Source organism: Stieleria magnilauensis, assembly GCA_007753675.1.
In the GTDB taxonomy this organism is placed as follows: Bacteria; Planctomycetota; Planctomycetia; order Pirellulales; family Pirellulaceae; genus Stieleria; species Stieleria magnilauensis.
This window is the reverse complement of record CP036432.1, coordinates 6,825,908-6,847,348: the sequence shown is the minus strand read 5'-3', so window position 1 is coordinate 6,847,348 and position 21,441 is coordinate 6,825,908. Positions and strand designations below refer to the sequence as shown.

Below are 21,441 nucleotides of genomic sequence, written 5' to 3'. Positions count from 1 at the left end.
ACCGGGGAAACCGCGCCGAGAAATCGCCATGTTACAAGTACACAATCAGACCGATTACGAAACCGCGCTCAGCGTTTTGTTCGACAAAGACGGCATCGAGACCGCCTTTCTCGTCATCAAAGCCACGCTGTTGATCGATCAACCTGATCAACCCGCCGAGACGCAGTTGCCGATTTTTTACGTGGACGAACATTGGGGCGATCCGGAATCGACCAGCGTCAAATATCCCGCCGACATGACGTTGAGTAAACCGGCGACCGACGTGGTCCTCAATGGAACCGCCCACGCCCCAGGCGCGAACCCCACCACCCAGGTCGATGTTCAGCTGTCGGTCGGCGACAACAGTAAAACGGTGCGGGTCATTGGGGACCGTGTCTGGCAAAAGGGACTCGTCGGCATCACGCCTTCCAAGCCGGCCGAGTTCGTGTCGATGCCGCTCGTTTACGAACTCGCCTTCGGCGGCGCCGACGTCCATCCCGATGGGCGTGAAGATTGGGCTATGGAAAATCCGGTCGGCCGAGGCTTCCTCGCGTCCGACAAGAGCAGCAACGTCGACGGGGCGCCGTTGCCAAATTTGGAAACGCCGGGGCAAGAACTCAAGCGTTGGTCCGACCGACCCACCCCAGCCGCGTTCGGGGCAATCGCGGCTCATTGGAATCCCCGGTCGACCCTCGCGGGAACCTTTGATGAAGACTGGGAAAAGAGTCGGTCGCCTTTTTTACCGACCGATTTCAACCCGAGTTTCCTCAACGCGGCTCATCCGGATTTGATCTGCGACCCGTATTTGCAAGGCGGTGAAGCGGTCAGCATTCGTGGTGTCCACCCGGAACAGTGGATTCAGTTTGCCTTGCCGACCAAGCAGTTTCGCATTCGCTATCAGCTGGCCGGACAGGAATCGGAAGCGGAGCATCGACTCGAAACCTTGCTGATCGATACGGACAAACGTGAATATGTAATGGTTTGGCGAGCCGCGGTCCCCTGTCCGAAACAATCGACGAAGCTGAATTGGATTGCCGTCGACGAAGTGTCATCTACGAATCGGCGGGCTTGATCATGCCCATCGCAATCATCGCTGTCGACATCGCGTGCCCGGTCGGTCTGTGTATCGAACAAGCCGCAACATCCGTGGCCGCCGGCATCGCACGGATTGAAGAAACCAACTGGATCGCGCCCAATGGCAATCCGATCAAGATGGGGCGGATCGCCAACGACGCGCTGCCGCCACTGGTCGAGGAAATCGCACAAGATCAATCGCTGACGCAACACGCGCAGCGGTTGATTCGATTGGGCTCGCTTCCCTTGAAAGCCGTCGCCGAAAAACTGGCCGAACATCCGGCACCGGTTCATGGATTCATCGCGATGCCTGAACCCGGCGGCGATTCGCACTGCGACCCGGCGACGCTGGTCCGCAACGCGCTCATCAATTCCAAAACGAAGCTCAAGTTTGCAGCCACGCATGTTTTCACCGGCGGCCGTGCATCGACCTTTCAAGCACTGCTCGCCGCAGAGACCTTCTTGGGCCAGTCACCTAATGCGATTGCCGTGGTCGGGGGAATCGATTCCTTTCATGACCCGATCCTGTTGAGTCAACTGGGCGCGCAAGAACGTCTGCTGACCGACGGCGTGCAGGACGGGATGATTCCCGGCGAAGGTGCGGCGATGCTGATTTGCGTCGACGCGGAAAGTGCGGCGTCGATGAACTTGCAGCCGATCGCGCTGATCAATGCGGTCGCGGTGGCCGACGAGCCGGGGCACCTGACGAGCGACGATCCCTGCATGGGGGATGGTTCAACCGAAGTCCTTGCCGGGGCGCTCAAGGATTGTGAAGCGGTCAATCAGGTGTATCTCAGTTTCAACGGCGAACACCTTTGGGCCCAGGAATGGAGCATCGCGTTCTTGCGACACTCGGATTCCTTCGTCCAGGGCCACGGCGTGCATCACCCGGCCGAACACTTCGGCGACAGCGGAGCCGCAAGCGGAGCGATGATGACCGCGTTATCCGCGTTTGCTTTCGCCTCGGGAAAGGCCTCGGGGGAGCATCTCGTTTGGTGCGCTTCCGACGGTCCTTTGCGAGGCGCTTGCACCCTCACCAGTTCTCTCCAACCAGCGAGCTAATCCATCATGGCACAAACAGTCTTCGCCAATTGTCGCGGCGTGATTCATAAAGGATCCGGGACCATCAATTTTGCGTTCCCCGACGTCTGCAAAACACCGACGCCCGGCGGCCCGGTCCCCATTCCCTACCCGAATCTTGGCAAGGCCGCCGATACGACCAGCGGCAGCAAGAAAGTCAAAGCCGACGGACAGATGATTCTGAACAAGGGCGCGAAATACATGATGAGCACTGGCGACGAACCGGGCACGGTGGGAGGTATCAAGAGCAACGTGTTCAAACAGAATTGCGAGTTGCTGATGTATTCCTTCGACGTCAAAGTTGAAGGCAAAAACGTCGGTCGACTCGGCGATCCGCTGTGGCACAACAAGAAAAACATCGCGATGTGAGGAGCCTGCCATGAATACCGGAGGAGCCGATGTGCCGGGCGTTTCGCCCACCGAACAAACGCACGCCTGCGATTGGAAACAATGCGAAGAAGACCACAAGAAAAAGATCAATTATCCCGGCGACGGGAAGGTCGATCGAAGTAGCAACTATTCCAACCAATGGGGCGAACATGAACCCTGGGTGATGAGCGGCAACGCGGGCAACACAGGCAAACGCGCTGAACTTGCGGACTATCGAAAAGAAACCAAGAGTGCCCAGTACGCCGTCAATGCCGCCGCGATGACGGACCCCAATTACCACACGCAGAAGCACCACTTGATCTCCGTCAACCTGTTCGGCAAGGTGTCGGACCTGGCGCATGACGCCAAACTGATCGGGTACGATGCCAACCACATCAACAATGGTTCCTGCTTTCCCAGTTATGCGTACGATATCTTTCGTCACGACATGCAGTGCCACCGCGGTTCGCACCCCAATGCGGTGTACAACGACCACATCATGCCGATCTTGCTCAATTTAGAGAAGAAATGCATCACCTATTGCCAACGAGACTCCAACTGCGATACATCACCCCAACAGGGGCTGATCCAGAATCTCAACGCGATCTCGGCGGTTTGTTTCACCAAACTGCTCTATTGGGAATGGTTCCTGAGGTCAAAAGAAAAAGCGCTTCGTGAGCGAAAGGAAAGTTTCGAACGTCAGAATTTGGCCGTGCCGACCTAGCGGCCTGTCGACTTCGATGAAAAGTCATTCACCGTCACTTTGGAATTGAACATGTATTGGGTTTGGACGAATCGTCGTGAATCAGAAGACGAAGCCACGGTCAGCCGCCGCCCCGCGGTGATCTCCGAACGCCGCTTGAGGTTCGACGACGGCTCGGCGATTACCGAAGAAGTGCCGCTGATCGAAATTGATATCGACGCCGATTCTGGTAGCGTGCTCACCGAGAATCTGGTCGCCAACGCGACGACGGGTCTACTGTTCTCCGAAAAACTGCGCAAGGTCCTGCAGTCCGTCGGCGTCGATAATCTGCAATACTTTGATTGTGTGATCCACTTTGCCGCCGAAAATCGAGATGTCACCGATTATCGTCTCGCCAACATCGTGGGGCGAGTGGCGTGCGTTGACGATTCGACGTCGGATTTCATGTACATGCCGTCGGATCCGACAGAGATCATGATGATCAACAAGCTTGGCATCGACGAATCCAAAATCGAAGACCTGCTGATGCTGCGACTGCATGAGTACGACCAGATCATTCTGGTCCATGAAAAAGTCAAAGAGGCTGTCACTAAGGCGGGCATTTCGGGCGTTCAGTTTTTTAAACCCGAAGACTACAGACCCTAACGGTATGGAGCGTCCCGGTGTCCTCGATCGATTCCAAAAGCGACAAGACCCGCTACCCGGCAGCTGCCCCCGTTTCGGCCTCAGCCTCGGCCCCCGCGGCCGGGCTGACGGGAGTTCATTCCGGCAGAGTTGTCGCGATCGCACCCGACGGTGACATCTTGGTCCAAGTGGAAGGCGCCGGCGATCAATTGACCGCCTGCGATTTTCTGCAAGCTTCCTCAAGCGATTGCCCCGTTTTCGCGGTGGGGGATGAAGTGCTCGTCCACGTCGGCCCGCCCGGCGGGCGCGGCTGTGTGCTGGGGGCCAAGAAACGCTACAACCCGGCATCGTCGGACCCGCCCGTCGCATCCGACACCGAGCTGCCGGAACATGTCGTCGTCCAAGCCGGGAAATCCCTTTCCCTACGCTGTGGCGAGACAACTATCAAGATCACGAAAGAAGGTAAGATTCTGATCAAGGGCGTCGACATCCTGGCGCGGGCCAAACGGACGCATCGCATCAAGGGTGGGACGGTTGCCATCAATTGAACATCTCTCGCCGGGGAAGGAGCAAAGCGGATGGCGATAATCCTTGACATCCTGGTCGAACACCTCGAAGAAATCGAGTTCTTGTGGTCCCAGCGGACCGAAGCGATTCGCTCGCCCGAGTATTTTGGTCACGAAATCCGGGAACTGGATGCTCGGATCGACGCCCACCTGCAAGGTTTACTCGTCGGCGGAGAACATTGCGTCGAATTCGCGGTTCCTTTACTGGCCGAAGAAGACCGCTTCATGGCCTTCGCCGGGGCTTGGTGCCTGGCCCGGTTGGGGCTTGATCAGCCGTTGCTGGACCAGTTGGACGAATGCAACCTGGATGGTGTGACCGAGGCGCTGTGTCACTGCGAGATCGATGCCCTCGAAGGCAAACTGAACGAACTCTACTCGTCCGCTCCGCCGAGCGTTGCGTCGGCGATCGGACTGGTCCTCGCATCACACCGTCGATCGCCGCCCGTCAGCCGGCTGAGCGAATTCTTTGAACATGACGATCCCCAAGTGCGACGCCGCGCGTGGGAGACCGTCAGCAGGTCCTGCCGCAATTAACTCCACCGTCGTACCGATCATGACATCGCCCGTCCGCCGACATAGTCTTCGTTTAAATCACGCTCGCCCGCAAAGGGTTCGGCGATGAAGATCGTGCTGGAAATCATTGCCGGTGCCTACGCCGGCCGCAAGAAAGCGTTACGCGCCCCACTGGTTATGGTGGTCGGCCGCGGCGAGTCGGCAGACTGGATTCTGTCCGACGACACCACGATGTCGTCGCGGCACTTTGAAGTTTCGGTGACCCAGGATGGTTGTTTCGTCACCGATCTGAACAGCACCAACGGGACGACGGTCGACGGTGAGCGGATTTCGCAGCGACCGCTGGACGACGGGAATGAGATCCGCGCCGGATCGACCGTCTTTCGGGTTTCGATGACACGCCGCGCGCCACTGTCGCCGCCGATCACCGGGCAACCATCGTCAATCGATCGACACCCGCCCGAATCCGCCACCGACTCGCCTGGGCAACCGGTTTCTGCACCAGCGGCTTCCGCACCAGCGGCTTCTGCACCAGCGGCTTCCGCACCAGCGTCTCCACAGCAGACACCGCAACCACCGGCACCGCCCGTGTCGATGAGCGACGTGTTGCGTCAAACCGAACGGATCGGCCGGGCCGAGACGGACGGTGTTGTGACGGACGCGAATTCTGGCAGTGTCGCCGAACGCACACCGGAGTTTCACGTCAGCAATCCCTCCACGCGTCGCTTCACAGGGGCGGTCATCGAAGTCGTTTCCGATCACGCCCACGGTCGCAAATCGATGCTTCGCTCCGGGCACTCCATCACCGTCGGTCGATCGGAGCAATCGGATTTCGTGATTCCGGATCCCCAGCTATCTGCGATTCACTTTCAACTTGCCGATGACCGATCCGGCTGGCAACTGACCGATCTCGATAGCACCTCGGGCACGACGGTCAACGGCGTCAGGGTGTCCACCACGTTGCTCCAAACCGGCGATCGGGTCATTGCCGGGCAAACCCACTTCGTGGTCACCATCGGCGAATCGGCTCCGCTTGCTGGAGGGCGCGAACAGACCAAGATTCCCTTCCAGGTCGGCGTACGAGACGAAGTTCCGCAGGTCCGCCGAGCGGCGATCCATGCGGCGGCCTGGTCAAGGGAGCCATGGCTATTGGACTTTTGCCGTGGATGTGCGACGACACCCAGTCCTGACCAGTGGGACGCGCTGGAAATGTTGTCCGTGCTGGGGCTGCCGAGTGACCTGGAGTTGATACGCGGTTTAGGTCGCCGTGCTGAATTGGGCCCAAATCGATTTGAATTGCTCGCTTCGTTCGCGCACCCTGCCATCGTGCCGGACCTGATTCAAGTCATCAACGGCGATCAGCTCAAGGACGCCGTCGCGGCTGCGGTGGCGTTCTCGCGAATCCTGGGAGTCGACATTGCGTCGGGTCAGCGGGCCACAGTGACGACGAACGAAAGCGGCGACGGCGACGATGAAGCGTTTGACGAGCAGGAGGTCATGGTCCCCGATGCGGCGAAAGCGGAGCGGCACTGGGCTGACCGGGCCGAGTCGTTTGCATCGGGCAACCGCTTTCATCAGGGGATCGAGACGAGCGGAACGCCGACGCCGGAGTTGCTGCAACAACTTGACATGCGGTCGCGGTGGGAGATGTGCTTGCGGGGCAAGTACGAGGGCAAATGGAACGGCGGCCCGTTTGAGCTGGAGCGTTTGATCTAGAACGTTTGATCAATCCATGAACTTCTTCAGGTCCAACGTCGAACGTCCGATCGATTGGTAGAACGTCTTCAGCCCTTCGCGGTTGAACGACATCGCCTGGCCGTCCGGGAAGAAGCCGACGACCAGTTCATCGGCCGCCAAGTTGTCCAGGCTATCGAAGGCTTCTTGCGATCCGTGCAACACACGATCCTGGTCGAGTTGTTTGTTGACGTCCGCGGCGACTTTTTTGATGTCGGTGTTGGTGAAGTCGTCGGTCAGAGTCCCGGCCGGTTTGCCTGCACGTGCGTTGGCCGTGTTGTCGACGGCCAAGGCAATGTTTCGCCCTTTGGCGTTGGGATCAATCACGCCCATCAAGTCGTAATCGCCGACCAATGGTTTCTGTGACAGCGGGTCGACGACCTGACCCGGCTCGACCGGCCAATCGGCGTTGCTGACATCGATGGTTTCCCCTTTGCCGTTAGTCGCGGTGCGGCGGTTTCGGTCGACGACGAAATACTGCTTGTTGCTGCCCGAGCGAACCGTTTTCTGCGCCTTGGCGACCTCCGAGATATCTTTGCACGTCACGATGCCGGTTTGCTTGCTGGTTTTGAACTTGATCTCTTTCGGTTTCGCCGGGAAACCTTTTTGGATCCAGCGAACCGATTTCGGATTGGTCTGACGCACCAGGATGATCCGTGGCCGGTTCGGGTTGGCGGCCGCCCGTAGGAACGCGCGAAAGTGATTGGGGGGCATTCCCGCGTCGGCGGCGGTCGCCGCCTTGATGATCCCACGCATGTTTTTGATCTTCGGGCCATAGCGTTTGGCGCCCTTGGCAATCAGCGCCATGAAGGCCGCGACGCCGACCACCGCCAGGAAGTTCGCCAAGTGCTTGGATGCTTTTTCCAGGTCCGCCTCGGTGCGCGCCGAATACGTCAGTTCCACAAACGTCACGAAATCGTTGCCGACCGACCAGACCTGCCACCCCAGAAATCCCAGCCCGACGATCAACAACAGGGCATCGGCGATGAATCCGACGCCGAAGTAGTGTGACCCCGCCCAGACCACCAACACGCCGACAATAATTCCGATGCTGGCCGGTGACAGCATCGCCGCAAACTCTTCCTGAATCTCGGCGGGCAATTTGGGAACCGTCAAATGCAGGACTTTCACGAAGCGATCGTCCAGCGACATCGCTTCCACGCCTCCGTCACGCCCGACGGTTCCCGGCGTCGGCATCAGCCGACACTGGTTGGTCCCCGAATCGTTCGGCAGCGTCGTATCACTCGTTCCGACAGGACCGGGAAGGCGTAGGTCAGCCATCGTGAAAACGCTCGTTCGAGGAAAGTGGATTGAAACAGGTTCGGTTACTTCGCATCGCTGCGGAGACGCTGGGCCAGAGAAGTCCTTTCGATATTGTATTTCACATCGTGAGGAGCGATCGCGTTACCGCCACGGATGTCTTTCGGGTTGTCGCCGAAATAAATCCGCCAAAACCCAGCCGATCTCGCGCCGATCCAGTTCTTCGGGTCGCACCACGTCACCAAGTCGTCTTTTTGACCATACACCTTGATGCGATGATTGATCCCCCGCGGCCAGGCCGGCGACGGTGAACTGATCGATCGCACCTGCAAGTTGCTCATCCCGCTGGTGCCGTACAGCGATTGAACGGCCCACAATGCAAAACTGGTCACCAGGTTGCCTTGCGAATGAGCGACAATGATCTTGGGACGATTCAGGTTGCGCGTGACTTCATCAAACAGCGACAATGCGGCGGCGTTGCGACTGAGCCCCTTGCGAACTTCGTCGACCGTTTTCTTGGCCGGTTTGACATCGCTGGGGGCAATCCAGGCCTCCCGCAAGGCATGCAGGTACGGCGCTGAAATGCGGCCCGCCACGCTCGTGCTGGCCAGATTGTTGATCGCCGATTCACTCAAGCGATCGCGAAAAAAACCTTCCTCTCCGATTTGACTGCCGAAAATACGAACCCAGTCCCCGACACATTGCTTCAAATCGCCCAACATTCCGTCGGTCGCGTTGTAAACGCCCGTGACGGAGGTCTTGGTGATCGACGAAATCAGGATCGCGATGTTCTGGTGGACGTCCGGCGGCGTGTTGATCCCGTTGACATAAATGAATTGAGTTCGAATCTTCTTAAGTTGCTTGCTGAAACGATATTCTTGCACGCTCCCGTCACCCTTGGGTAAAGGGTTGGGAGGGATGGAGTGTTCGGACATAAATCCACTGGGAATAAGGGCACGACGAAACGCTTCGACCGGTATGCCTCCATCATCGCGGCGAGGGGACAGGAGTTGCCAAGTTTCTGAAAAAAAGTCGTGGAGACTTCAGCCGGTTCGGGTTGATTTTCGTTCACTGGCTGTCACCCGTCCTGATGCACGACGGCTCTTACCGCCACCGCACCCTACGGCCAGCACTCCCTACGGCCAACGCAACAGGACTTTGCCCTGGTCGTCCAGCAATCGCAGCTCCTTGATGGTCGCCGTCCCGGAGCCTTCACCCACGTCTAGCCGCAGTTTGTGAATTCGCTGCTCGGTCTCAAGTCGGATCGTGTGGTCGTGCCATTGCCCCTCGCCGCCCAACTCAAACGTTTCGTGCATTCCGTTGGGCAAACTTGTCGTGGCGTCGGTGGTATAGAACACTTCGGCTCCGCCCTCGGCACGACGCAGCAGCTGAAACGCCAATTGGTACGGGCCTGCGGGCAGCGTCTCGGGCAACCGGTCAAATGCCAGTCCCGAATCTTCGCCGCTGAATTCCAGCCGCAACTCATCGCCGGCGATTTTCAGCTTGGTGTTCTTCCTCGCCCGAATCGCTTTTCCAGCTTTCGGCGACCGTGTGTTTGTGTTTGCTTGATTGCCGCGTCCTGATTCACTCGGGTCGGCATCGAAGTTGGTCCATTCGGGATGACGATGGGGCAGTTTTGCTGGCCCCACAGGCGCGTAGGCTCTGTCTGGGGCGTGAAGCAGTTCGCGGGTCATTCGGGTCCACTGCTGGACCATCGTCTCGACACGCTCCGGCTCCTGCTCGGCCAGGTCGATCCGTTCGGTCCGATCCTCCGTCAGGTTGTACAGTTCCCACGCTTCACTTCGGAAACTGACAATTTTCCAGTCACCCAGACGAAGCCCACGATCGGAGGCGAACAGGAAATGCAACGGTTGCTCGCGTTGAATTGTCTCGCCCTTGAACAGCGGCCGCAATGATTGCCCCGACACCGGTCGCAAGGAGCGTCCCGGGTATTCGGTCGGGATCTTTGAACCGGTCACGTCGGCAAACGTCGGCATGATGTCGATCAAGTGGGCGGGCTGACGAACGACCGAACCGGCATCACGCTCGATGCCCGCCGGCCAATGCACGATCGCCGGTGTGCAAATCCCGCCTTCAAATTGGTTCTGTTTGTAATAGCGGAACGGACTGTTTCGTGCCCAAGCCCAACCGGTCGAATCACTCCACGTGACGGTCCCGTCGGTCGGCAACGCGTCGAGTTTGTTGCTGCGGCGATCATACGGACAGGCGCCGTTGTCGGACACAAACCAGATCAAGGTATTGTCAAGCTCGCCGGCTTCCTTCAAATCCGTGACCAGCCGACCGATCTCTTGATCCACGCGATCGATCATCGCCGCCAGGGTGGTCATCCGCTTCACTTCGAAACGTTTTCGGGCTTCGGACAGACTGTTCCACGCGGGGATGTGCTCGGGACGTGGACTCGGTGGGCAGTCGGCCGGCAACAATCCCAGTTCGGCTTGTTTGGCGACTCTGGATTGGCGAATGCGATCCCAGCCGGCTTCGTAACGCCCCTGGTACTTTGCGTAGTCCTGCGGCAAGGCCTGCAGCGGAGCGTGGGGCGCGTTGAAGGCGACGTAGAGATGCCAGGGCTTGCCGCTTTCCCGCGCGTCGTCCAAGAACTGCAACGCAAAGTCGACGTTGGCGACCGTGGTGTAAAAGTCCTGCGGGGGAACCTCCCATTTGTCGCCGTTCAAACGAAACGTGTTGTCTCCGCGGAAATAATTGCAGGCGCCGCTGAGATGGCCGAAGTAGCGGTCAAACCCGAAATCGGTGGGCTGTTGTTTCAGATGCCATTTTCCGGTCATCGCGGTGAAGTAGCCGGAATCGCGAAGCACTTCCGCGCTCGTGACGGCATGGTTGAGCGCCGTGTCACCGGCCGCGATGCAGTATTGTCCGCTCAACAGAGACACCCGCGACGAGTGGCATTTTGCGGTGTTGTAGAACTGGGAGAATCGAAGTCCGCCGTCGGCAAGTGCATCCAAATTCGGCGTCTCGATTTCGCTGCCATAGCACCCGACGTCAGAAAACCCGAGATCATCGACCATGATCATCAGCACGTTGGGACGGTCTGCGGCAGAAGTGATCGCCGAGTTGATCAATAGCAGCGTCAATGAAGTGATCAGTGTGGTTGCAATGCGCATCAAGCAGTCAGTGGTTCACGGTGAGAGGGGCAAAACGATGGGGGCAAAACGATGGGGGCAAAACGATGGGGGCAAAACGATGGGGGCAAATCGATGGGGGCAAATCGATGGGGGCAAAATGATGGGGGCAACGCGATGGGGGCAACGCGATGGGGGCAACGCGATGGGGGCAACGCGATGGGGGCAACGCGATGGGGTGGCAGAATGATGGGGTGGCAGAATGATGGGGTGGCAGAATGATGGGGTGGCAACAGGGGCTCCGTAGGTCTAGTTCCGGTCGACGGCTCCGCCCTCATCTCCTTGTCTCCCTCTCTCCTTGTCTCCTTGTCTCCATAATTCTGCCCCGAATCATTCTGCCTTCATCTCCTCACCATCACCCCGACGGTTGCACGCGAACGCCACCCGCTGCCGACGTCTGACATTCAATCAAACCACAAACGCCCTACGTCAAGATATCCTTGACCACGTGTGCTTCTTCGACGCCCGTCAGCCGTTGGTCCAGTCCCCGAAACGGGAAGGTCAGCCGTCTGTGGTCGATCCCCAGTTGGTGCAAAATCGTGGCATTCAGATCACGGATGTGGACGGGATCTTCGACGATGTTGTAACTGAACTCATCGGTCTGTCCGTACGCCATTCCACCCTTGATGCCTCCGCCGGCCATCCAAACACTGAAGCAGCGTGGATGGTGGTCGCGGCCGTAATCGGTCGGAGTCAGTTTGCCCTGGCAGAACGTGGTCCTTCCGAATTCGCCGCCGAAGACGATCAAGGTATCGTCCAGCAATCCGCGTTGTTTGAGATCCGAAATCAGTCCCGCTGACGCCTGGTCCACATCGTACGCTTGGCCACGCAATTTTTTGGGCAATCCGACGTGGTGGTCCCAGCCGCGGTGAAACAGTTGTACGAACCGCACCCCGCGTTCGACCATCCGTCGCGCCAATAAACAGTTTCGCGCAAACGACCCGCTTTTGTGCACTTCGGGACCGTATTGGGCAAGCACATGCTCAGGCTCGTCGCTCAAGTCGGTCAATTCGGGAACCGACGTTTGCATCCGAAACGCCATCTCTTGTTGGGCGATCGTGGTTTTGATTTCCGGATCACCGACTTCGTCCAAGTGTTCTCGGTTCAACTCCGTGACCAGATCCAACATGCGTTGTCGACTGGGCGGGATCACACCGGGCGGGTTGGACAAAAACAGCACGGGGTCGCCGGACGGTTGGAACGAAACGCCCTGGTGCTTCGAGGGCAAGAACCCGGATCCCCAGAGTCGGCTGTAAAGCGCTTGCACGTTGCCGGTGCCGCCGGTCCAGAACGCCGAATTCATCACCACAAAATCGGGCAAGTTTTCATTCATGCGTCCCAGCCCGTAGCTCAGCCAGGACCCCAAACTCGCTTTGCCGGGGATCTGCGACCCGGTGCAGAAAAGCGTTTTGGCGGGGTCGTGATTGATCGCGTCGGTATTCAACGACTTCACGATGCACAAATCGTCGGCAACGTTGGACAGGTGCGGCAGCAACTCGCTCATCACAAGCCCGCTTTGTCCCTGCGGGGCAAAGGAGAACATCGACGGCGCGACAAGTTGGGCTTTCCCCTTGGTCATCGCCGTCACACGCTGGCCATTGCTGACGCTCGGTGGCAACGGCTTGCCGAACTGTTGGTGCAGTTCCGGCTTGTGGTCGAACAAATCGATCTGGCTGGGCGCACCGGCCATGAATAAAAAGATCACACGTTTGGCGCGGGCGGGAAAGTGAAGTCCGCCGCCGGAGAGATCACCGCCGCTACTCGTGGCCGGATTGGCATCGGAGCGAGTCTGTGAAAGCAACGTCGCCAGCGCGGTCGCACCCAGTCCCATGCCGCAGTGGCGCAACAGACAATCCTTGAGGAACCCACGCCGATGATCGGTTGACTGATTCGTGTCCATGCTTACTCTCTCGTCTTTGTGGCATCAAGGTTCAACAGCGAGTGGACCAACATCGTCATCGCCGCCAAGTCGGTGTTGGACGGTTCGGGACCATCGGCTGGCAGGATTGCGGGGCCGTCTTGCGCGACCATCTTTTGGGCTGCATCCGGGTTGTCACGGTAGACCGCGCGGAATTGTTGCAGTGCGTCGATCATTCGATTCAACGCGTCTTCACTCGGGATCTTTGACGTGATCGTTTCATAGGCAATCTCGATCCTTTGTCGATCGCTCGCTTCGGTCTGCAGCAACCGCGAGGCGAGCGTTCTGGCGGCGACGAAGTATTGTTGTTCGTTCATCAACACCAACGCTTGCAGGGGTGTGTTGGTCCGTTCCCGCCGGGCCGAGCAACTCTCCCGTGTCGGCGCGTCAAAGATCGTCATTTGCGGCGGCGGTAAGCCGCGTTTCCAAAACGAATACACACTTCGCCGATAGATCTTGCCGCCTTCATCGGGTTCAAAGACGCGCGGGTACGAGTACGGCATGGCCACGATCTTCCAAAGCCCTTCGGGTTGTGGTGGCTTGACGCTTTTTCCATACAGCGTCGGGTTCAGCAACCCGCTGACCGCCAACACCTGATCGCGAATCACTTCGGCGTCGTAACGGTAACGCGAGCCGCGCGCCAATAGCCGGTTTTGCGGATCGGCGATGAATCGTTCTTGCGGGGCTGCCGAACTTTGGCGATAGGTTTGTGAGAGGACAATCTTTCGGATCAACGCTTTGACATCCCAACCCGAATCGACGAATCGGTTCGTCAAGTAGTCCAGCAGCTTGGGATGGGTGGGCGGTTCACCTTGGGCACCAAAGTCTTCTGACGTCTTGACGATTCCAACACCAAACAATTGTTGCCAGAATCGATTGACCGCCACCCGCGCCGTCAGCGGGTTGTCCGGATCAACCAACCATCTCGCTAAATCCATCCGCGTCTTGGTCGGCTGATCCGATTCCAGCGGTGGCAGAAAACCGGGTGTGTCCCGTGTGACCACTTCGCCGGGTTGGTCGTAATTGCCACGAACCAGAATATGTGCCGGGCGGACCTCCTCACGCTCCTTCATGATCAATGTCGCGGGAATCGATTCGATCAACTGGTCACGGGACGCTTGCAGTCGCGCCAGTTGATCGTTCAGTTGCTTTCGTGATTCTTCCGCCGCGCGATCTTGTTCTTTGGACTCGGCAGCTTGCCCCGCTTGTTCATTCGACTTCTGCTTGCGTTCAAGCTTCTTGAGACTCGATTGGACGTCGGCGATCTGCTGATTCAATCGCGCCAGTTCCTCGCGTTGACTCTCACTGGGCAGTTCCAAATACGGCGGTTGAAGACCACGTTTAAAGTCCAGACCGCGACGTCCACCGGTTTCCGGATCGCCGTCAAAGTTATTGAAGAATGCGTAGAACTGATAGAAGTCACGTTGCGTGATCGGGTCATACTTGTGGTCATGACAGACGGCACATTCGAGTGTCAGTCCCAGGAACGCGGTGCCGACGGCAGACACGCGGTCCACCACATTCCGCATGAAACTTTCTTCGGGCAGGGCGGTACCGCGATCGATGATCAAGTGCAGTCGATTGAATCCGGAAGCGATCAACTGGTCCGTCGTCGGTTGTTCATAGAGGTCGCCGGCGATTTGTGCGACGGTGAATTCATCGAAGGGGAGGTTTTCGTTGAACGCACGAATCACCCAGTCGCGATAGGGAGTCATTTCGCGATAGTGATCGTGATGCAATCCGTTGGTGTCGGCAAAACGTACCAGGTCCAACCAGTAGCGCGCCATGTGTTCGCCATAGTGCGGTGAGTCCAACAATCGGTCCACCAGGTTCTCATAGGCATGCGGAGACGGGTCATTGAGGAACGCGTGAATCTCCGACCGCGTGGGAGGCAATCCGGTCAAATCCATCGTGACGCGACGAATCAGCGTCCGTTGATCCGCCGCCTCGTTGAGCGTCAATCCGCGTTCCCGCAGTTTCGCGATCACAAACGGATCGATCTCGTCTTTGGATTCGTCCGCCCCGGCAATCGTCGGCGGCGTGACTTCGGCGGGCGGGGCAAACGACCAATGTTTCTCATAGCGTGCCCCGGATTTCACCCAGCGGGTCAACAGCTCGATTTGCTCTGGCGAGAGCGACTTGTTCGAATCCGGCGGCGGCATGACCATATCCGGGTCATCCGAGGTGATGCGCGAGACGAGTTCCGTTAAATCAACCTGCCCCGCGATATCCAAACGAACATCCGCCTGCCGGTCCTCTTCGTCCGGCCCGTGGCAGAAAAAACAGGTGTCCGACAGAATCGGTCGAATCTGGTGGTTGAACGAAACGGGCTGCTCCTGCGAACCAGCCGAATCGGCCGCGCCGCAATCCGCCCAGCCGGTCAGCACACAGAGGAGAACACAACAACATACTCGCATCAAAAAAATCCAATGAATCGTCACGCGGGGCCAGCTTATCGACGCATCGTATTATAGTGCCCACAGGGCTGCTGCTTCCAGAATGGCAGACGAACCTTGAAAAACGCCAGCTGGAAGCGCACCGGCCTGTCGATTGACGCCCGCACGCCCGCACGCGTGTGCGATGAGCCTCGCGGTCTCCCTCGCGGATGTGTTCGGGCTACCATGGTCGAGTTGACTTGGGAACGTCGATCCCATCAACAGGTCGTTATGTCGCCCCCCAACCCCGTCGCCCAACGCTGTAAAGCATTTTTTTAGCGGTAGGGCGCGAGCCCTCCGGTATTTCTGGGACGATGAGGGACCGGAGGGCTTGCGCCCTGCCGCTAACATGTAAAGCATTTTTTTAGCGGTAGGGCGCGAGCCCTCCGGTATTTCGGGAACGATGAGGGACCGGAGGGCTTGCGGCCTGTCGATTTAGTTCCTGGGGACGGTTGATTCGATTTTGGTTCCGGACGAGGCTTTTATGGTGCTATGCGGGGCATCCAGAGTCGTTGGTAAGCGTGTTGACGGGATCGTGGCGTTCGCTTGTGGCGGATTTCGTTCGAAATGCCCCCTATCTCCCCTAGTTTGCTGTTCCGAGCGATTGTGTCGCCGCGGCGGCGCGCAGCTTCGCCAAGTAACTCATGATTTTCTTCAGATTGAATCCGGTCGCCGCCCAGCGCCATTCTTGATTCACACCTGCGATACCTCGAAGCAGGAATCGCCGCATATCAAGCGTGCTCTTGATCACGGCGAAAGGCGTTTCACCGAAATGCTGACGACGAGAGTAAGCCTCTTTGGCTGCAGGCGTTTCCATTCGCGCACGCTGCCGACGTCGCGCTCCTTCATGCTCATCATGCATCGTCTCGCGACCACGTGGCGGGCCAGGCTTGCGACCACGTCGCTTGCCCGCTCGCTTGTCCGACGAGGTCGCTTCGCTGGACTCCTGGGACGATGCCTCGCTGCTGCTTGCCTCGTCTTTTGGCTTCACGTTCTTGCGACAACGCCCAGCCAGCGTGCAGCCCTCGCATTCAAAACAGGTGTAAACCTTTCGCTGCACCGGAGAGCCGTCGCCATGCGTCGTGTTCTCGGTCGTCCGATGTGAAAGCACTTTGCCTGCCGGGCAGTAATAGCAGTCGTTCGCTTCGTCGTACACAAACGCTGCTTTGTCAAATCGTTTGGTTTGTGGATTAACCGGCAACTGATCAATCTGATCGGCGGCAACGGGCTCAGTCAAATCCGAACGCTCGGCAGGGTTGTTCTCGCGATTGGTTTCGGCAAGCGGGCCAATCAGTTCGATCTGTTTTTCCTCAGCCGCAGTGAGGTTTTTGCCCGTCGTGTAAGCCGAGTCAGCCATGACTCGCTTAATGTCAATTCCAAAGTCGTTGGCCACACAGTCGACGATGGTGGCAAATTCGTGGTGTTCGACGTTGCCGATCAAGACGTCCGCCGCAACGATCAGGCCGCTCTGCGTTTCGGTCGTCGCCATCGGAGTAAAGTTGGCTGCGTAACCACCCTCCTTATTGGGAAGAATGCGACTGTCCGTGTCAGTCTTGGGTAACTGGGCGGGGCCCTTCGTCCCATTTTTCCTGCGGACTTCGTCCATCGCATTGACCGTCTCCAGATGAGCGGCCAGTTGTGAGCGGCGTGACTTCAAGTTGGCGACGGCGGCGGGGAGGCGGTCCGCCGAAACGTCCTGGCCGATGAGATCTTCGTCGCATGCGTCGTTGACTTCGAAGGTTTCCAGGGCCTCATCAATTTGCGCGTCAAGTTCTTCGAGTGCTTTGGCTAATCGTTTGGCCGTCCAAGTCTTGTATTTGTTGGCGTCAGCCAGGATGCGTGTGCCGTCGATGCACAGTTCCGAGAGATTGGCGATCCCCAGGTTGATCGCCAGCTTGACCATTTGTTTGAAGATGCCTTTGACTGCATCACTATTGTTTCGGCGGAAGTCGCTGATCGTGCTGTGATCGATGCGGCGACCGCTGCTAAGCCAGATAAAATCGATCGAATGCTTGAGTTCGTATTCAATGTTCCGGCTGGATCGGATTCGCCGAATCATGGCAAACAGCAGGATCTTTGCCATTACGCTGGGATGGATCGGCGGCTGACCGAATCCGCCGTTGTAGGCCGCCTCCCAATCAGTCCAGTCCATCTGATCGAGAATCTCGTCGACCAAGCGAACGGGATGATCCTGAGGGATGAGTTCCTCCAGGGCGGTGGGAATGAGGACCAGTTGCCCGCGTGGTGTAGGAGCTTCCTGCCAATAGCTGGTCTTGGGTTGTCTCTGGCTCACTGGGCAAGCCTCCCTGCGTGAGAAGTGAATCGCGACGACGATCCGCCAAGAATAGCAAACATCGTGACGATGCCTACTAAGCCACCTCCCCTCGTTTTGTGGATACACTAAACCGACAGGCCGCTTGCGCCCTGCCGCTAACATGTAAAGCATTTTTATAGCGGTAGGGCGCGAGCCCTCCGGTATTTTGGGAACGATGAGGGACTGGAGGGCTTGCGCCCTGCCGCTAACATGTGAAGCATTTTTTTAGCGGTAGGGCGCGAGCCCTCCGGTGTTTCGGGAACGATGAGGGACCGGAGGGCTTGCGCCCTGCCGCTAACACCTCGTCAAACGCAGGGAATAAATGCTTCACAGCGTTGCCCGTCGCCCCTTAACTCCGCCGCCCCAAACCCGATTGGATCCACCACAATGTTCGGACGAATCTGCGCTACTGTTTTGCTGTGCTTGTTTGCCATCGTGGCTTCGCCCCCAGCGCACTGCAAACCTCCGAATGTCCTGCTGATTTGCGTCGATGATCTTAAACCGACGATCGGCTGCTACGGAGATCCGGTCGCTGTCACGCCGAATCTCGATGCCCTGGCCGCCCGGGGAGTGAGGTTCGATATGGCGTACTGCAATCAGGCCGTCTGCTCGCCGAGCCGGAATGCACTGATGACCGGTTTGCGGCCTCAAACCATCGGCGTCTACGATTTGGCCACGCATTTTCGCGATGCGGCACCCGATGCGGTCACGGTCAGCCAACACTTTAAACGCAACGGTTATCTCGCCGAGGGACTCGGAAAGATCTATCACACCGGCCACGGGAATCGTGATGACGCCGATTCTTGGAGTATCGCGTCTTGGCGTCCCAAGGCCGCTGCGTACGTCCTGGAAAAAAACTTGGCGATGAGAAAGCCGGATGCCAAAGGACGGGTGCGCGGCCCGGCAACCGAATCCGCCGATGTGTCTGACGAGACCTACGCCGATGGCCTGATCGCCGAGGAAGCGGTCCACCGGCTGGAAGTCTACAAGAAACGAACCGAGCAACCATTCTTCTTGGCCGTCGGATTCCTCAAGCCACACCTGCCCTTCATCGCACCCAAACGTTACTGGGATCTGTACGACAAACGCGACTTGCCGATGCCGAAGGTCAAGACACCGCCGCGGGACGCACCCAGCTACGCCTCGACAACGTTTGGCGAGCTTCGCAACTATAGCGATATGCCGGCCCGGGGCGAGATCGACGAAGCCACCACGCGTCATTTGATCCACGGCTACTACGCCGCAACCAGCTACGCCGATGCGCAAATCGGCAAGTTGCTCGATGCCCTCGATCGGTTGAATCTCGCCGATGAAACAATCGTCGTGCTGTGGGGGGACCACGGTTGGCATCTGGGTGACCATGGCATGTGGTGCAAACACACAAACTATGAGCAAGCGGCGCGCATTCCGATCATCGTTGCGGCGCCGGACGGTGTCCGCGGTGCGGCGACCCAGGCCATGATCGAAACCGTTGACCTGTATCCGACACTGAGTGAGTTGGCGGGATTGCCGACGCCGGCCGGGTTGGACGGTCAGAGTTTTGCGGATGTCATCCGAGACGCCGACGCGACCGCTCGAGACTTTGTGACACACGTCTATCCGCGCGGCGGACGACTCGGACGTGCCATTCGAAACAGTCGTTATCGAATGGTGGAGTGGAAGGCGGTGGCAGGACCACGCGAACAAGCCGAGATCGAACTCTATGACTACCAGGTCGATCCCTTGGAAACAAAGAACATCGCCGCGACATCGGCTGAGATCGTTGCGCAGCTGCGCGCCAAATTGGACGAGCAGCCCGAAGCCAAACCACAGTGGAAGCGGCGGAAATAGCAGCCCTGGCAACGGCGACACACGTTTCGCACCTTACGACGACTCGCCGGCGTCGATCACTGCGGTGATGCGCCGACCGCGACGAACATTCGATGCGCGACCCAGTCCGGTTCTAAATCGACACGCCAGATCAGCTTGTCGATCGGCGTGCCCCGAGCGTCGATGCTGGGCAATCGGTTCAGCGGCACCAACGCGGATGCCTGGTCCGGCATCGTCGCGAAACGCGAAACAAACGGCTCCAGCGTCAACCGAGCGATCCGCCCGCCGACGTTTTGAAACTCCTGAAGTTCCGCGGACGACTGCGCGTCGGCGGCGGATAAGTCCAATGGCCCGTGGGAAGCATCGAGCAACAAACAATCATGCAACTCCGACACGTACGGGTCAATCGGAATCGAAGCCGACACACTCGTGTAATGCCGAGGATCCTGGGGAACGATCGTCATCTTGGCTGTCGGCAAAAGTCGCACCGTCGACTCGTCTTTCATCTTCATGCCCAACATCGACTTTGCATCGCCGACGATCCAGCTGGCAGGGGAAGAGAGTACACCGGGTGTGAGCACCCGCGACCGTGTCGATTGCGGCCCATAGATCGCCGGTGCCACCGTCGTCTCCGGCGTCTCGTCGCGATTCAATCGGTTCGACGCCAACGGGTAACCACCCGAAGCGTGTTGGACCTGCTGTGATGCATAGCGTTGCATCCAACGCGTCGGTTCTGCTGTGGCGAGGGAATACCGTTTGACGTGTTCGGCCAGCGGGGCATGCTTGGCAGCCAGTTGTTCAACGGCAGTCACGACGCTCGGGTCCAGCGAACCGACCAGCCGTCGGTCGAGCTTGGACAAGGCGCGAAGCACGTTCGGATACAACGCGGCGAGCTGAATTGGGGGAGTCGACTGGGCGGCGGAGTTCAAAACGTTGACGATTGCCGCGTTGCCCGTCGCTTCGACTTGGTCCATGATTTGTTGAAACGGTTGGGCGGTCGCTTGGACATCCCCGTCACTGAACGCCCATGCGGTCGCAACACTGCGTGTGACGGCGGCCGACGCATTGCCCCACAGCATCGTGATGTACTCGATCGCCGCGGCCGCATCGCCGCTTTTGCCATCGGCCAGTGTCACCGTGGGCGCTTGTTTCAGCTCCGATGCCACACGAGTCGATTCGGACTTCAGCATGTCGACGGCTTCGGCGTACGTTTGGATCTTGGCGGCTGCTCTTGCTTGATAGTCTTTGCGGCGCTCGCGATTGAGCCGGTTCAGAATGTCCTGGTACGGAACGTTGACCTCATTCTGAAACGGCCTGCTCACGGAGCTGTTGAGATAAAAAACACTCGAAAGCTGTTTCAACAGCAACGGTTGGATTTGTCGTTCGGCTTCGGCGAGTTTTCCCTTTCCGGCCAGTTCCGCGGCTCGGGCCATCGTCTTTTGACGTTGCGTGGTCTGGTTCTGCAGCACTGCAAGTTCTTTGGGCTGAAACTCGATCAGCCGTTGCGCGAAAACTTGCATCGCCTTGTGGAGCATTGCAAATTTCTGCTTCAGATCCTCGCCGGCTGGTTCGCCCATCGCAATGAGGTGGTCGGCGTACCAAATGCCGCGATAGACTTCGGGATAAATCCTGGAAAGTTGTTGATGCGGAAAGCGTCGTCCGGCGTTGGCCGCTTCGGTGCTGCGGATCACCAACTCCTCCCATTCGGCGAACTTGCCGTACATCGCCTGGATTTGCTTTTCAGCACCCTGAATGGTGTTGTGCGCCTTGAGGGGCTTTTCGGGATCTTGGGTGCTCGGGTTGGCGCGAGCGCCCGTGGTGAACCCGCAGGCCAGACATACCGCGACAACCGATGCTGCAACGTTTCGCTGCCATTGCCAGATCGGTAAGTGTTTCTGTTTCATC

At 58.4% G+C, this 21,441-nt stretch carries 16 protein-coding genes; 9 read left to right on the top strand and 7 right to left on the bottom strand.

Features of this window, described 5'->3' with window-relative positions; all coding sequences use genetic code 11:
* The first annotated feature begins 28 nt into the window (after positions 1 to 28).
* The 8 genes from TBK1r_RS24505 to TBK1r_RS24470 all read left to right on the top strand — a co-directional run bounded on the left by TBK1r_RS24505 (position 29) and on the right by TBK1r_RS24470 (position 6,624).
* Complete coding sequence (locus TBK1r_RS24505) at positions 29 to 1,051, top strand: DUF2169 family type VI secretion system accessory protein (protein ID WP_145216828.1); 1,023 nt, start codon at positions 29 to 31, stop codon at positions 1,049 to 1,051.
* Between the two features lie 2 nt (positions 1,052 to 1,053).
* The gene (locus tag TBK1r_RS24500; RefSeq protein ID WP_145216825.1) at positions 1,054 to 2,115 is read left to right on the top strand and encodes a hypothetical protein; all 1,062 of its coding nucleotides are present in this window, start codon (positions 1,054 to 1,056) and stop codon (positions 2,113 to 2,115) included.
* Between the two features lie 6 nt (positions 2,116 to 2,121).
* Entirely contained in the window at positions 2,122 to 2,502 is a 381-nt protein-coding gene (locus TBK1r_RS24495) for a DUF4150 domain-containing protein (RefSeq protein WP_145216822.1), read from the top strand.
* A 10-nt stretch (positions 2,503 to 2,512) separates the two neighbouring features.
* The gene (locus TBK1r_RS24490; protein ID WP_145216818.1) at positions 2,513 to 3,226 is read left to right on the top strand and encodes an AHH domain-containing protein; all 714 of its coding nucleotides are present in this window, start codon (positions 2,513 to 2,515) and stop codon (positions 3,224 to 3,226) included.
* Positions 3,227 to 3,277: 51 nt separating this feature from the next.
* Entirely contained in the window at positions 3,278 to 3,850 is a 573-nt protein-coding gene (locus TBK1r_RS24485) for an imm11 family protein (protein ID WP_145216815.1), read from the top strand.
* A gap of 17 nt (positions 3,851 to 3,867) precedes the next feature.
* A complete protein-coding gene (locus TBK1r_RS24480; protein ID WP_145216812.1) occupies positions 3,868 to 4,377 on the top strand; it encodes a hypothetical protein in 510 nt (169 codons plus the stop codon).
* A gap of 30 nt (positions 4,378 to 4,407) precedes the next feature.
* Positions 4,408 to 4,929, top strand: a complete 522-nt coding sequence (locus tag TBK1r_RS24475; RefSeq protein WP_145216809.1) for a hypothetical protein — start codon at positions 4,408 to 4,410, stop codon at positions 4,927 to 4,929.
* Between the two features lie 84 nt (positions 4,930 to 5,013).
* On the top strand, positions 5,014 to 6,624 hold the full coding sequence (locus TBK1r_RS24470; RefSeq protein WP_145216806.1) for an FHA domain-containing protein: 1,611 nt from the start codon (positions 5,014 to 5,016) through the stop codon (positions 6,622 to 6,624).
* 9 nt (positions 6,625 to 6,633) lie between these two features.
* On the opposite strand, the gene TBK1r_RS24465 is transcribed toward TBK1r_RS24470, so the two are convergent.
* From TBK1r_RS24465 to TBK1r_RS24440, 6 genes are all read right to left on the bottom strand, one after another.
* Positions 6,634 to 7,923 (bottom strand): ABC transporter permease, encoded by a 1,290-nt coding sequence (locus TBK1r_RS24465; RefSeq protein WP_145216803.1) that lies wholly within the window; start codon positions 7,921 to 7,923, stop codon positions 6,634 to 6,636.
* Positions 7,924 to 7,967: 44 nt separating this feature from the next.
* Positions 7,968 to 8,837, bottom strand: coding sequence for a hypothetical protein (locus TBK1r_RS24460; RefSeq protein WP_145216800.1), 870 nt, complete (start codon positions 8,835 to 8,837; stop codon positions 7,968 to 7,970).
* A gap of 201 nt (positions 8,838 to 9,038) precedes the next feature.
* Positions 9,039 to 11,042 carry an arylsulfatase gene (locus tag TBK1r_RS24455; RefSeq protein WP_145216797.1) on the bottom strand — a complete coding sequence of 668 codons (2,004 nt, stop codon included), beginning with the start codon at positions 11,040 to 11,042 and terminating at the stop codon, positions 9,039 to 9,041.
* Between the two features lie 442 nt (positions 11,043 to 11,484).
* Positions 11,485 to 12,960, bottom strand: coding sequence for a DUF1501 domain-containing protein (locus TBK1r_RS24450; RefSeq protein ID WP_145216794.1), 1,476 nt, complete (start codon positions 12,958 to 12,960; stop codon positions 11,485 to 11,487).
* Between the two features lie 2 nt (positions 12,961 to 12,962).
* Positions 12,963 to 15,395, bottom strand: a complete 2,433-nt coding sequence (locus tag TBK1r_RS24445) for a PSD1 and planctomycete cytochrome C domain-containing protein (protein WP_145216791.1) — start codon at positions 15,393 to 15,395, stop codon at positions 12,963 to 12,965.
* A 601-nt stretch (positions 15,396 to 15,996) separates the two neighbouring features.
* Entirely contained in the window at positions 15,997 to 17,706 is a 1,710-nt protein-coding gene (locus TBK1r_RS24440; protein WP_419580133.1) for an IS1182 family transposase, read from the bottom strand.
* Between the two features lie 456 nt (positions 17,707 to 18,162).
* On the opposite strand from TBK1r_RS24440, the gene TBK1r_RS24435 reads away from it, so the two are divergent.
* Positions 18,163 to 19,557, top strand: coding sequence for a sulfatase (locus tag TBK1r_RS24435; RefSeq protein WP_419580352.1), 1,395 nt, complete (start codon positions 18,163 to 18,165; stop codon positions 19,555 to 19,557).
* Between the two features lie 56 nt (positions 19,558 to 19,613).
* Here TBK1r_RS24435 and TBK1r_RS24430 read toward each other — a convergent pair whose 3' ends face one another.
* Positions 19,614 to 21,440, bottom strand: a complete 1,827-nt coding sequence (locus TBK1r_RS24430; protein ID WP_145216782.1) for a hypothetical protein — start codon at positions 21,438 to 21,440, stop codon at positions 19,614 to 19,616.
* Between the last annotated feature and the right edge of the window lies 1 nt (position 21,441).